Annotated in this window: 8 protein-coding genes; 2 read left to right on the plus strand and 6 right to left on the minus strand. The window is 62.2% G+C overall.

All coding sequences use genetic code 11. The features are described from left to right. Nucleotides 1-37: 37 nt before the first annotated feature. The 6 genes from ETW24_RS05310 to xdhA all read right to left on the minus strand — a co-directional run bounded on the left by ETW24_RS05310 (nt 38) and on the right by xdhA (nt 8333). Nucleotides 38-958: an ABC transporter permease gene (locus tag ETW24_RS05310; protein ID WP_129370072.1), complete on the minus strand. Its 921-nt coding sequence runs from the start codon at nt 956-958 to the stop codon at nt 38-40. Continuing rightward, complete coding sequence (locus ETW24_RS05315) at nt 958-2040, minus strand: ABC transporter permease (RefSeq protein ID WP_129370073.1); 1083 nt, start codon at nt 2038-2040, stop codon at nt 958-960. Before ETW24_RS05315 ends, ETW24_RS05310 begins: the two co-directional genes overlap by 1 nt. 99 nt (nt 2041-2139) lie before the next feature. After that, nucleotides 2140-3657 carry an ABC transporter ATP-binding protein gene (locus ETW24_RS05320; RefSeq protein WP_129370074.1) on the minus strand — a complete coding sequence of 506 codons (1518 nt, stop codon included), beginning with the start codon at nt 3655-3657 and terminating at the stop codon, nt 2140-2142. Next, complete coding sequence (gene xdhC, locus ETW24_RS05325) at nt 3654-4589, minus strand: xanthine dehydrogenase accessory protein XdhC (protein WP_129370075.1); 936 nt, start codon at nt 4587-4589, stop codon at nt 3654-3656. Before xdhC ends, ETW24_RS05320 begins: the two co-directional genes overlap by 4 nt. Then, nucleotides 4579-6912, minus strand: a complete 2334-nt coding sequence (gene xdhB / locus ETW24_RS05330; protein ID WP_129370076.1) for a xanthine dehydrogenase molybdopterin binding subunit — start codon at nt 6910-6912, stop codon at nt 4579-4581. The genes xdhC and xdhB overlap by 11 nt, the downstream gene beginning before the upstream one ends. After that, on the minus strand, nt 6909-8333 hold the full coding sequence (gene xdhA / locus ETW24_RS05335) for a xanthine dehydrogenase small subunit (protein ID WP_129370077.1): 1425 nt from the start codon (nt 8331-8333) through the stop codon (nt 6909-6911). Before xdhA ends, xdhB begins: the two co-directional genes overlap by 4 nt. 359 nt (nt 8334-8692) lie before the next feature. Here xdhA and dnaE point away from each other — a divergent pair, with 359 nt between their 5' ends. Together dnaE and ETW24_RS05345 are read left to right on the plus strand one after the other, a co-directional pair. Beyond that, the gene (gene dnaE, locus ETW24_RS05340; protein ID WP_129370078.1) at nt 8693-12205 is read left to right on the plus strand and encodes a DNA polymerase III subunit alpha; all 3513 of its coding nucleotides are present in this window, start codon (nt 8693-8695) and stop codon (nt 12203-12205) included. Between the two features lie 26 nt (nt 12206-12231). Beyond that, nucleotides 12232-12942 (plus strand): hypothetical protein, encoded by a 711-nt coding sequence (locus ETW24_RS05345; RefSeq protein WP_129370079.1) that lies wholly within the window; start codon nt 12232-12234, stop codon nt 12940-12942. The last annotated feature ends 23 nt before the right edge of the window (nt 12943-12965 follow it).

Here is a 12965-nt window from a genome sequence, read left to right on the forward strand (position 1 = left end):
GCCCCGGTCTGCCGGGGCAGTGAAAAGCCCCCCATGTTCAACGGGAGGCGTGGAAGTTGCGGCCAAGCGAGGCGGGTGCGCTGCTTTTGTCCGCCGAAAGGATAACAAGCACAATGATCGTAATCAGATAGGGCGACATTGCCAGATACTCGACCGGAATGGCAACGCCTGCCGCCTGCAGATTGAGCTGCACCACGGTGACCCCGCCAAAGAGATAAGCACCCAGCAGCGCGCGCCAGGGTTTCCAGCTGGCAAAAACCACCAGCGCCAGGGCAATCCAGCCGATGCCGGCGGTCATGCCCTCGGTCCATTGCGGAACACGGATCAGGCTGATGTAGGCGCCGCCAAGACCGGCACAGGCGCCGCCGAACATGATCGCCATCAGGCGGATCTTCAGCACCTTGTACCCCAGCGCATGGGCGGCGTCGTGGTTTTCCCCCACTGCGCGCAGCACCAGTCCGATGCGGGAATACTTCAACACCCACCAGACCGCGGCGGTCAGCACGATACCGAAGTAAAGGATGATGTCATGGCCGAACAGGATCGGGCCGACCACGGGCAGATCGCTGAGCACCGGGATATGGATATCGCCCATCTGCGGCGGTTTCACACCGACATAGGACTGTCCCAACAGCGCCGAAAGCCCCAGCCCGAACAGGGTCAAAGACAAGCCCGAGGCCACCTGATTTGCCTGGGCAAACTGGGTGAGGATGGCAAACAGGACCGACAGGGCGGCACCGGCAATGGCGGCGGCCACGAAGCCGAGGAGTGGCGAGCCGCTCTCTACCGCCACGGCAAAGCCAGCGATGGCGCCGGTGATCATCATCCCCTCGACGCCAAGGTTCAGCACGCCGGATTTCTCGACCACCAGCTCGCCTATGGCGGCCAGCAGCAGCGGGGTTGCCGCCACCATCAGCGAAGCGATGAGCAGGACCGGGTTGATTGCAGAAAGATCCATTACGCCACCTCCGGCTTGCTGAGTGCGATGCGGAAATTGGTCAACAGGTCAAAGGCCAAGAGGAAGAACAGAAGCATCCCCTGGAACACCTGAATGGCAGCGGCGGGCAGCTGCAGGTTCGACTGCGCGATGTCGCCGCCGATATATGTCAGCGCCATCAGCCCGCCTGCCAGCAGGATGCCTACCGGGTGCAGACGGCCCAGGAAGGCGACGATGATCGCAGTGAAGCCATAGCCGACGTTGAAGTCGATGCTGACCTGGCCGGAGGGGCCCGAAACCTCGAACATGCCGGCAAGACCTGCCAAAGCGCCAGAGGTGCCAAGGCAGAACAGCACCAGCCGGGTGGGGTTCACGCCGGCAAACTTGGCCGCGCGCGGCGCCTCGCCGGTCAGGCGGATGTGGTAGCCGGTCATGTGGCGGTTCAGCAGCACATAGGCAAAGATCACCGCAATCAGCGCCGCCACCACGCCCCAGTGCATGCCGCTGCCCGCGATCAGCTCAGCGTTATGGGCGGCGTCCCAGGACTGCAGGTTGCGCGATCCGGGAAAGCCAAATCCCTCCGGGTTCTTCAGCAGCCCCAATGAGACCGAGGCGAGGAACTGCTCGGCCACATAGACCAGCATCAGCGACACCAGGATCTCATTGGTTCCAAAGCGGGTTTTCAGCACCGCCGGGATCATCGCCCAGAGCCAGCCGCCAAAGGCGCCTGCGAGGACCATGAAGGGGAAGATGAGAAAGGATTCGGAAGGATAGAAGGCCAGGCCCGCGCCAGCGCCAAAGATGGCGCCCATGATGTACTGGCCCTCGGCACCGATGTTCCAGATCCCAGCGCGGAAACCCAGCGACAGGCCGATGGCGATCAGCACCAGCGGTGCGCCTTTCACCAAGAGCTGCGGGCGGTAATAAAAGGAGAATTCGCCAAACAGCGGTTCCCAGAAAATGGTGCGGATCGCCTCCACCGGCGGTTTGCCAAGGGCTGCAAACAACAGCCCGCCAAACAGCATCGTCGCCAGCACCGCCACCAGCGGCGTCGCCATCGACCAGGCGCGCGACGGCTGCGGCCGTTTCTCAAGCCGGATCATGTAGCGGCTCCCTGTTTCATCTTTCCAAAAATACTCCCGCCCTTTGCCCGGCAGACCGCTTTGCCGCCGAGAGGGGAGGTGAAATAACTGCGGGCGGGGTCAAACATGCGCCACCTCCATGCCATGGGCGCCGCCCATCATCAGGCCGATTTCGTCTACGGTCAGGCCCGCAGCCTCGCGCGGGGCGCTCAGGCGGCCCTCGTTCAAGGCGGCAAAGCTGTCGGAGATTTCCATCAGCTCGTCCAGATCCTGGCTGATGCAGATCACCGCCGCCCCCTTGGCGGCCAGATCCAGCAGCGACTGGCGGATGGCTGCGGCAGCTGCGGCATCGACGCCCCAGGTCGGCTGGTTCACCACCAGAACGTCCGGATCCTGCAGCACTTCGCGCCCGATCACGAACTTCTGCAGATTGCCGCCCGACAGTGAGCGCGCAGCATTGCCGGGACCAGGCGTGCGGACGTCAAAAGCCTTGATGATGCGCTCGGCAAATTCCTTGGTTGCAGCCCAATCCAGAAACCCGTTCTTTTCCAGCCCCTCACGCACCGATCCGGTGAGCATGGCATTCTCCGTCAGGCTCATATCAGGCGCCGCGGCATGGCCCAGGCGTTCTTCGGGTGCTGCCAGAACGCCCAGCTTGCGCCGTGCGGCGGGGCCAAGGCGGCCAATGGGTTGCCCATGCAGTTTTACTGCATCCGCATCGGTCAGGACCTCGCCGGAAAGCACACCCAGCAGTTCGTCCTGCCCGTTGCCTGCCACGCCGCCGATGCCAAGGATCTCGCCCTTTTTCACCGTCAAATGCACGTTCTTCAGTGCAGTGCCAAAGGCCGAAGGCGCCGGTACCGACAGGCCGGAGATATCCATCGCCACACCGCCGAATTCGCGGTTGCCGCGTTCCGGGGTCTGCAGGGTGCTGCCGACCATCATCTCCGCCATGTCGCGGGCCGAGGTTTCAGCCGGGGTGCATTCGCCGACGTTCTTTCCCAGCCGCAGAATGGTGGCGTGATCGCAGAGCGTGCGGATTTCCTCCAGCTTGTGCGAGATATATAGGATCGAGGTACCCTCGGACTGCAGCTTCTGCAGGGTCTTGAACAGGATCTCCACCTCCTGCGGGGTCAGGACCGAGGTCGGCTCGTCCATGATCAAGAGTTTGGGGTCCTGCAGCAGGCAGCGGATGATCTCGACCCGCTGGCGCTCACCTGCCGACAAATCACCAACGGTGCGGAAGGGATCCAGCGGCAACCCATAGGTTTCCGACACTTCGCGGATGCGGGCGGCGAGGTCGCGCAACTCCGGCGGGTTCTCCATCCCCAGCGCAATGTTCTCAGCCACGTTCAAGGCGTCAAACAGCGAAAAATGCTGAAATACCATGGCGATGCCGTCAGCACGTGCCGCACGCGGCTCAGCAGGGGCGAAAGGCTCCCCGCGCAGCAGCATCTGGCCGCTGTCGGGCTTCACGAGGCCATAGATCATCTTGACCAGCGTCGATTTCCCGGCGCCGTTTTCACCAAGGAGGGCATGCACTTCGCCCTCGCCGATGTCAAAGGAGACGGAGTCATTGGCCACAACCCCGGGGTAGGCCTTGGTCAGGCCTTGCAGGCTCAACAGTGGTACACTCACGCGCGCCGGTCCTTTCTCAATTCATCTTTTGCACTCAGCCGCAGCAACTGGGCCGTGACGCCGACCGCAATCATCTGCGGATGTTTTCCAAGTTGCGGATCGCCGATCGGGCAGGCGATCCGTGAAATCCGGTCCGGGCTGTGGCCCAGGGCGGCAAGACGCGACCGGAACCGCGCCCATTTGGTTCTGGAACCGATCAGCCCAGCGAAGGCAAAGCCGCGGCCCAACAGCGCGTGGCATAGCGCCAGATCCAGCGCATGGGAATAGGTCAGCACCAAATGCACAGCGTTTTCAGGCGCATGCGGCACCAGAAGCGCAGGGTCTGTGGCAGGAACCACTGTGACGCCGGAAGGCGTTTCTGCCGGAAATCGCTCTGCGCCGGTGTCCACCCAGGTGATCTCCAGATCCGGCAGCGGTGCCAGAACGTTCACCAGTGCGCGGCCCACGTGGCCTGCGCCCCAGATCCAGACCGGGCTGTTAGGTTTGTGAACAGGTTCGATCATCCAGCCGTCCACCAGCTGCGGCGCAAGGGGCAGGCCCTGGCTGCGGGCGGCAGCGAGGATGCGTTTCACCGCCATCGGCATCGGCGCCGGGCTGGCGGAGCGGGCGATGATCTCCTGGTCCAGCGCAGCCAGATCCGAAGCCTCATAAATCTCGCTGAGCAGGGTGACGGCGCCGCCGCAGCATTGACCAAGGTCCGGTCCCAGCGCGTGAGTGCTGACGTGTTTGGGGGAAGTCTGCTCCCGTGCGGCCTCTGCAGCTTCAAACTCCAATGTGCCGCCGCCGATGGTGCCGCTTTGACCGTCCTTCCAAACCAGCATGGCAGTGCCGGCCTCGCGCGGGGAGGAGCCGCGGACAGCCGCGATCACCACCCGCACCACGCGGCCATGATCCTCGACCGCCTTGCGGAGGGCCTGGACATCAAACCCCATCACGTACCCTCCGGATTGCGCACCAGACTTCTTCCGCTGTGGCGGGGGCATCCAGCGCCGGGTAGGCATCACCAAAAGCCGAAACCGCATCGCTGAGCGCCAGCCAGGCGGAGATGCCCAGCATAAAAGGCGGCTCCCCCACAGCCTTGGAGCGGTAGATGGTGTCCTCGCGGTTCTGCCCGTCGTAAAGTGCAACGTTGAACACATCGGGCCGGTCCGAGCAGGCAGGGATTTTGTAAGTTGAGGGGGCATGGGTGCGCAGGCGCCCGGCGCCGTCCCAGACCAGCTCCTCGGTGGTCAGCCAGCCGGCGCCCTGCACATAGCCGCCCTCGATCTGGCCGATGTCGATGCCAGGGTTCAGCGAGGCGCCGGCGTCATGCAGAATGTCGGCACGCAGGATACGGTTCTCGCCGGTGAGGGCGTCCACCACCACTTCGGTCACCGCGGCACCATAGGCGAAATAGTAAAACGGGCGGCCCTGGCCCTTGATCCGGTCCCATTCCACCTTGGGTGTCTTGTAAAAGCCGGTGGCAGACAGGCTGACCCGGCCCTGGTAGCAGGCCATGGCGGCCTGATCGAAACTCATTTCGTCCTGGCCAATGCGCACCATGCCACCTTCAAACACCACATCGCCGGGGCGTGCCTGATGCTGCTGCGCCAGATACCCGGCCATGCGGTCGCGGATGGTGTCGCAGGCCGCCTTCACCGCCATGCCATTAAGGTCGGACCCCGACGAGGCCGCGGTGGCGGAGGTATTGGGCACTTTGGCGGTGTCGGTTGCGGTGATCCTGACCTTCTCCAGCGGGATGCCAAAGCGGCTGGCGGCGACCTGCGCCACCTTCTGGAACAGCCCCTGGCCCATCTCGGTGCCGCCGTGGTTCAGATGCACCGAGCCGTCCTGATAGACATGCACCAGCGCGCCGGCTTGATTGAGATGCGTCAGTGTAAAGGAAATCCCGAACTTCACCGGCGAAAGGGCGATACCGCGTTTCAGGTGGGTTTGACCCTTGTTCCACTCCGCAATTGCTGCCTTGCGCGCCGCATAATCCGAGGAGCGCAACAGATCCGCCGTCATCCCTTGCAGCTCAAAATCCGTGACTTCCATGCCATAAGGCGTGGTGTTGTCTTTCCTCTTGCCCGAAATATCCCGGGGGGGCGGGGGGGCAGAGCCCCCCTCCTCGGGGGCCGCATAATAATTCCGCTGCCGCAGCTCCGCTGGGTCCATCCCGAGGTCATGGGCGATATGGTCCATCACCCGCTCGATCCCGATCATGCCCTGCGGTCCGCCAAAACCGCGGTAGGCGGTGGCGCTTTGCCGGTTGGTGCGCAGGCGGTGGCTCTCAATCCTGATACCGGGGATCAGATAGGCATTATCGGCGTGCAGCATGGCGCGATCAGCCACCGGCAGCGACAGATCTTGCGCCCAGCCGCAATCCACCAGATGCAGGAACTCGACCCCTTGCAGCTGACCGTCGCCGTCAAACCCGGCGCGGTAGGAGATACGGAAGGCGTGGCGCTTGCCGGTGATGATCATGTCGTCGTCGCGGTCATAGCGCATCTTGCAAGGGCGCCCGGTCAGCCGCGCCGCAACGGCACAAGCGACGGCCAAAGCATTGCCCTGGCTTTCCTTGCCGCCAAAGCCGCCGCCCATGCGGCGGGTTTCGACCCTGACACTATGCATTGGCAGACCGATGGCGTCCGCCACTTTGTGCTGAATCTCGGCCGGATGCTGGGTCGAGGAGAAGACATGCATGCCGCCATCCTCCTGCGGCCAGGCCATTGCCGCCTGGCCTTCGAGATAGAAATGCTCCTGTCCGCCGAGTTCGAATGTGCCCTCAATCATGCGCGGAGCGGCAGCGATGGCGGCAGCGGCGTCGCCCTTGGCATAGATGCGCGGGCCTTCCTCGAACCGGCTGTCAGCGGCAAGGGCCGCGTCCAGGGTCAGCAGGGCGGGTTCTTCGGCATAGTCCACCTGGCCCTTGCGGGCAGCGATGCGGGCATTGCGGTGGCTGTCGGCAACCACCAGGAACACCGGCTGGCCGACATAGTTGACCGTGCCCGCCGCCAGCAGCGGCTCGTCATGGAGCGAAGGGGAGACGTCGTTGGAAAACGGCAGCCCCCTGGCGGTCAGCACTGCCGCCACGCCGGGGCTGTGCTGGACCTCGCTCAGATGCATTCCGGTGATGTGGCCGCGGGCGATGGGGGAGAGGCCGAAGGCCAGATGCAGCGTGCCGGCGGGCGAGGGGATGTCATCCACATATCGCGCGGCGCCGGTCACATGCAGTTCGGCGGCGTCATGGGGGAGGGGTTTTGAAACGCTCATGGTTTCACCTCCAGCACCGAAACTGCCGCGCCGTTCACCTCTGTGAAATAGCGGATCAGCATGTTGCGCGCGGTTTCCAGCCGGTATTCGGCTGAGGCGCGCATGTCGCTCATCGGGGTGAAGTCCTGATCAAAGGCCGCGGCGGCGGCTTGGATCGTGGCTTCACCCCAGGGCTGGCCTGTGAGGGCGGCTTCGACGTTCGCGGCGCGCTTGGGGATACCTGCCATGCCGCCGAAAGCGATGCGGGCCGTGGTGATCCGGCCGTTCTCGACTGTCACGTTGAAAGCACCGAGCACGGCGGAAATGTCTTGATCAAAGCGTTTCGATAGCTTGTAAACCTTCAGCGTGCCGGGCTGGCGGGGAAAGCTGACGGTCTCGACAAATTCGCCGGGCTGGCGGTCCTGTTTGCCGTAGCTGAGGAAGAAATCCTCCAGCGGCAAATCCCGGCGATCATCCCCGTTGCGCAAATGCAGGGTGGCGCCGAGCGCGATCAATGCGGGCGGGGTGTCGCCAATGGGGGAGCCGTTGGCGATATTGCCGCCGACTGTCGCGGCGGCGCGCACCTGCTGGGAGGCGAAGCGGCGGAGCATTTCGGCGAAGGACGGGTGCAGCGGTTCCATTGCGGTGCGCAGGGCGTTCATGTCTGCCATGGCGCCAATGCGGACGGCGGTGTCTGTGACCTCAATGTCCTTCAGGTCTGTGCAGCCGTCCAGGAAGATCATCTGCGGCAGGTGGCGCAGATGCTTGGTGACCCAGAGGCCGACGTCGGTGGCGCCGGCCACGAGGGTTGCATCCGGGTTGGCGCTGTAGAGTTCGGCTAGTTCGTCTGCGGAGGCGGGCAGCAGCGGGGGCGTTGGCGCAGGGGTGCCGGAGGGGTGCGCTGCCCCCCGGCCTGCGGTCTCCCCCCGGAGTATTTCGGAAAAAGTGAAAGAGGTTTCATCCGCGATCCATTCCGGGACCGGGGCGCCGTTGGCGGCCTCGGCGGCGCGGATGATCGGGGCGTAGCCGGTGCAGCGGCAAAGGTTGCCGGCCAGCTGGTCGTCAAAATCCGCCGCACCGTTGGTGTGGGCGGTCACCATCGACATGATGAAGCCGGGCGTGCAGAAACCGCATTGGCTGCCGTGATGATCGACCATCGCTTGCTGCACGGGGTGCAGGCTGCCGTCCGGGCCTGCGGCACCTTCGACAGTGCGGACAGATTTGCCGTTGAGCTGGGGCAGGAACAGAATGCAGGCATTCAGCGCTTTCGATCCGCGCCCGTCGGTGACCATGACGGTGCAGGCGCCGCAATCGCCTTCGTTGCAGCCTTCTTTGGTTCCGGTGAGACCCTTAGCGCCGCGCAGCCAGTCCAGCAGCGTGGACGATGGGTCTGCGTGTTCGATCAGAACGTCTTCACCATTCAGACGAAAGGCGAGTGCCATCTTCCCGAGACCGGCCGCGTTACCCTGTTGACCCGGTATGCCTCCCTTCGATGCGGCGTAGAAGGAAAGGCGGGCTGTGTGTTGCTTGCTGATACCAGCCTAGGGAGCAGCCCCTTGGCAAAGCAAGGAAAACCGCTGCTGCGCTGCAGTATTCCGCGGCGCAATTAAATTCCAAATGCGGCGGCTATGCTGTTATTTTTTATGCCTTTTAGCTGTATGTTTAGGGCGGGTCTCTCTTTGCGGGGCGAAACAGCTTCAAATTAATCCTGAAAATGGCGGGTAATCCTTTCGCTAATCCGGGAAGCAGGCTTTGCAGTTCGCTCTTTCACCGTGCTGCGGCAATAAGATAGCGTGGCGGTATGACAAGCTCTCCCCGATTCATTCACCTGCGCAGCCATACCGAGTATTCCCTGCTGGAAGGCGCGCTGCGGCTGAAAAAGCTGCCGGACCTGTGCAAAAAACACGGGATGCCGGCGATTGCTGTGACCGATACCAATGCCATGTTCTCGGCGCTGGAATTTTCTGTGACGCTGTCCGGTGCAGGCATCCAGCCGATCCTGGGCTGCCAGGTCGATCTGACCTTTCAGCAGGCGGAGCCGGGCGGCAAGCCCAAGCTGCCCGCGCCCCTGGTGCTGCTGGCGCAGAGCGAAGAAGGGTATGAGGGCCTGATGCGGCTGTCGTCCTGTCTGTATGTGGACAATGGCGGACAGCTGCCGCAGGTCACATTGGAGGATCTGGAGGCCAACAGCGCGGGGCTGATCTGCCTGAGCGGCGGGCCGGACGGGCCGGTGGGGCTGTTGCTGCAGCAGGGACAGCGGCCGGCGGCAGAGGTGCTGATGCAGCAGCTGAAGCGGATTTTTCCGGATCGGCTGTATGTGGAACTGCAGCGCCACCCCGGCGAGCACGGCCAGCCGGAGGCGGAAAAGCAGACCGAACGCGGCCACGTGGAGATGGCCTATGCGATGGAACTGCCGCTGGTCGCGACTAATGACGTCTATTTCCCGAACACCGAAATGTACGAGGCCCATGATGCGATGATCTGCATCGCTGAGGGTGCCTATGTCGACCAGTCCGAGCCGCGCCGCCGGCTGACCGCGCAGCATTACTTCAAAAGCCAGGAAGAAATGGTGGCGCTGTTTGCCGACCTGCCCGAGGCGGTTGAAAACACGGTGGAGATCGCCAAACGCTGCGCGTTCAAGGCCTATTTGCGGGATCCGATCCTGCCCAAATTCGCTGATGATGAGGTTTCAGAACTGCGCCGCATCGCCAATGAGGGCCTGCAGAAACGCCTGGCGGTGATCCCGCACGCGGTGAGTTTGGAGGAGTACCAGGCACGGCTGGATTTTGAGCTGGGCATCATTGAGGGCATGGGATTCCCCGGCTATTTCCTGATCGTTGCGGATTTTATTCAATGGGGCAAGGATCAGGGCATTCCGGTGGGGCCGGGGCGGGGCTCGGGCGCGGGATCGTTGGTGGCTTATGCGCTGACCATTACCGACCTTGACCCGCTGCGCTATTCGCTGCTGTTTGAGCGGTTCTTGAACCCGGAGCGGGTATCGATGCCCGACTTCGACATCGACTTTTGCATGGACCGCCGCGAAGAGGTGATCCGCTATGTGCAGCAGAAGTACGGCCGCGACAAAGTCGGGCAGATCATCACATTCGGTGCGCTTCTGTCCAAGGCGGCGGTGCGCGACATCGGACGGGTCCTGCAGATGCCCTACGGCCAGGTGGACCGGCTGTCCAAGATGATCCCGGTGGAAGGGGTGAAACCGGTTTCTATCGAAAAGGCGCTGGTGGATGAACCGCGGCTGAAGGAAGAGGCGCGCAATGAGCCGGTGGTGGACCGGTTGCTGACCTATGGCCAGCAGGTCGAGGGGCTGCTGCGCAATGCCTCGACCCACGCGGCGGGGGTGGTGATCGGCGACCGGCCGCTGGATGCGCTGGTGCCGCTCTATCAGGACCCGCGGTCCGACATGCCGGCCACCCAGTTCAACATGAAATGGGTGGAGCAGGCCGGGCTGGTGAAGTTCGACTTCCTTGGCCTGAAAACCCTGACCGTCATTCAGAATGCGGTGGACCTGATCAAACAGTCTGGCCGCGATCTGCATACCGGCGAGGACGGCACGCAATTGTACGATCCGCCCGAAGGCGCGGTGAATGAAATCAACGCCATTCCGCTGGACGACAAGGTTACATACGAACTTTATTCGCGGGCCAAGACGGTGGCGGTGTTCCAGGTGGAATCCACCGGCATGATGGATGCGCTGAAGCGCATGAAGCCGACCTGCATCGAGGACATCGTGGCGCTGGTGGCGCTGTACCGGCCCGGCCCGATGGAGAACATCCCGACCTATTGCGAGGTGAAGAACGGGCTGAAGAAGATCCAATCGGTGCATCCGCTGATCGATCATATCCTGGAGGAAACCCAAGGCATCATCGTCTATCAGGAACAGGTGATGCAGATTGCCCAGGTGATGGCCGGCTACAGCCTGGGCGGCGCCGACCTGCTGCGCCGGGCGATGGGTAAGAAAATCAAGGAGGCGATGGACGCCGAACGCCCGAAGTTTGAAAAGGGCGCGGCGGAGAATGGCGTGCCTGCCAAGAAGGCCTCGGAAGTCTTCGACCTGCTGGAGAAATTCGCCAACTACGGCTTCAACAAGTCGCACGCGGCGGCTTATGCGGTGGTCAGCTATCAGACCGGCTGGCTGAAGGCGAACCACCCGGTGGAGTTCATGGGCGGCGTCATGAACTGCGATATCCATCTGACCGACAAGCTGGCGATCTACTTTGAAGAGGTGAAGAAAGGGCTGGGGCTGAAATACGTGCCGCCCTGCGTGAACCGGTCGATGGCGACGTTTAATGTGGTCAAGGGCGAGTTGGTCTATGCGCTGGGCGCGCTGAAGAACGTTGGTGTTGACGTGATGCGGCTGGTCACCGAGGCGCGCAATGAGAGCGGGTATGATCGGGTTTTTGTGAACCTGTTCGATTTTGCCCGCCGGGTGAATTTGAAGCGCGTCGGCAAGCGGCCCTTGGAGATGCTGGCGCGGGCAGGGGCGTTTGACCAGCTCGACCCCAACCGCCGCCGGGTGTTCGAAAGCCTCGGCCCGTTGGTGGATTACTCTGCCGCGGTGCATGACCAGCGCAATTCCAGCCAGGTGTCGCTGTTCGGCGAGGCGGGCGAGGATCTGCCCGAACCACGCCTGCCGAGCGTACCGGACTGGCTGCCGGCCGAGCGGCTGAGCGAGGAATTCAAGGCGATCGGGTTCTACCTGTCAGGCCATCCGCTGGACGACTACATGCCCGCGTTGAAGCGCAAGGATGTGATGACGCTGGACGAAGTGACGGCGAAGGCCGAGCGCGGCCCGTTCATGGCCAAGATGGCGGGCGTGGTGGCCGGGCGGCAGGAGAGGAAATCCGCCCGCGGCAACCGCTTTGCCTTTGCCCAGCTATCGGATCCTTCCGGTGCCTTTGAGGTGACACTGTTTTCCGAAGTGCTGGAGAAATCCCGCGAGTTCCTGGAGACCGGCGCCAAGGTTGTGATCACCGCCGAGGCGACGATGGAGAGCGATCAGCTGAAACTGCTGGTGCGCTCGGTTGGTCCGGTGGACAGCGCGATTGCCGATGCCGGGCGCAGTTCTTTGCGGGTTTACCTGAGTGATGCCGCGGCGGTTGGCACCGTGGCGCAAGTGCTGGAGGACGCCAAGGCGGCGGCCCGCAATGCCGCGCGCGGCGAGGTCTACATGTACCTGCAGGATCCGGGCCTGCCCGGCGATGTGGAGATGGATCTGGGCCAGGCGTTTCCGATCAACCCGCAGATCAAAGGGGCGCTGAAGTCGCTGGACGGGGTGCTGGATGTGGAGGAGATTTGAGGTGGTAATTTTTAGGAATAATGTAAATGGCAAAGTACAGTGTTCGGCATGATAAAACCGAAGTTCACGGAGGTTTTCTTTCCGATGGAAAAGTAGCGCTGGGTCTCACTATCGGTCTGTTAAGTGCGATCTTGTTTTTTGTTTTTGGGCAGCAGGAGATTTCCGGCTTTGGTGCTCAAAATAGCCTAAGGGTCATTCCCATTGTAGTTTCTTTGTTGGTTGCAGGGGCATCAACAACTCTAGCCGCGAAAGCACTCACTGAGCAAAGCAAAGCGCGGGAAGCGGCTACGGATCCAGTTCTCATCGCACACTTTGGTCAGCGAGAAGATGCTCGCGAAGTGATTACCTTCAACGTTTCAAATGTTGGCGCGGGCGCGGCACTTAACGTTGCACTGGACATTGAAGAGCCGGCCGACAATCTGCTGAAACGTGATTTATTTGTTAACATCTTTGATAAGCATCACATTTTCACGGTCATCCCGCATAACAAGTCGGTGAAATTCAGTTTAGGGGTGGGGTGGCGGCTGTTAGGGGAAAAACCTCTGCCTCCTTTTGCTGTTTCATTAGTGTATGAAGATTTAGCAGGAGGGGAATATCGTAGCAATTTTGTGCTCGACATACGAGAGATGGCAAAGCTTGGAGCGGATAAGTCTCCGGAAATGAGAATGGTGTCTGCACTTGAAAAAATTGCTTTGTCCGTAGAGCAAAAGAACAAGTCTGATGTGTACGCTAAGTGAACCGTCTTTGAGGATGTCTCCGG

It is taken from the genome of Leisingera sp. NJS204, from assembly GCF_004123675.1.
Lineage (GTDB): Bacteria > Pseudomonadota > Alphaproteobacteria > Rhodobacterales > Rhodobacteraceae > Leisingera.

Bases quoted from the DNA above. Each gene is read 5' to 3' on its own strand.
- ETW24_RS05310 (WP_129370072.1), bottom strand. From the start codon at position 958: ATGGATCTTTCTGCAATCAACCCGGTCCTGCTCATCGCTTCGCTGATG.
- ETW24_RS05315 (WP_129370073.1), bottom strand. From the start codon at position 2,040: ATGATCCGGCTTGAGAAACGGCCGCAGCCGTCGCGCGCCTGGTCGATG.
- xdhC (WP_129370075.1), bottom strand. From the start codon at position 4,589: ATGGGGTTTGATGTCCAGGCCCTCCGCAAGGCGGTCGAGGATCATGGC.
- xdhB (WP_129370076.1), bottom strand. From the start codon at position 6,912: ATGAGCGTTTCAAAACCCCTCCCCCATGACGCCGCCGAACTGCATGTG.
- xdhA (WP_129370077.1), bottom strand. From the start codon at position 8,333: ATGGCACTCGCCTTTCGTCTGAATGGTGAAGACGTTCTGATCGAACAC.
- dnaE (WP_129370078.1), top strand. From the start codon at position 8,693: ATGACAAGCTCTCCCCGATTCATTCACCTGCGCAGCCATACCGAGTAT.
- ETW24_RS05345 (WP_129370079.1), top strand. From the start codon at position 12,232: ATGGCAAAGTACAGTGTTCGGCATGATAAAACCGAAGTTCACGGAGGT.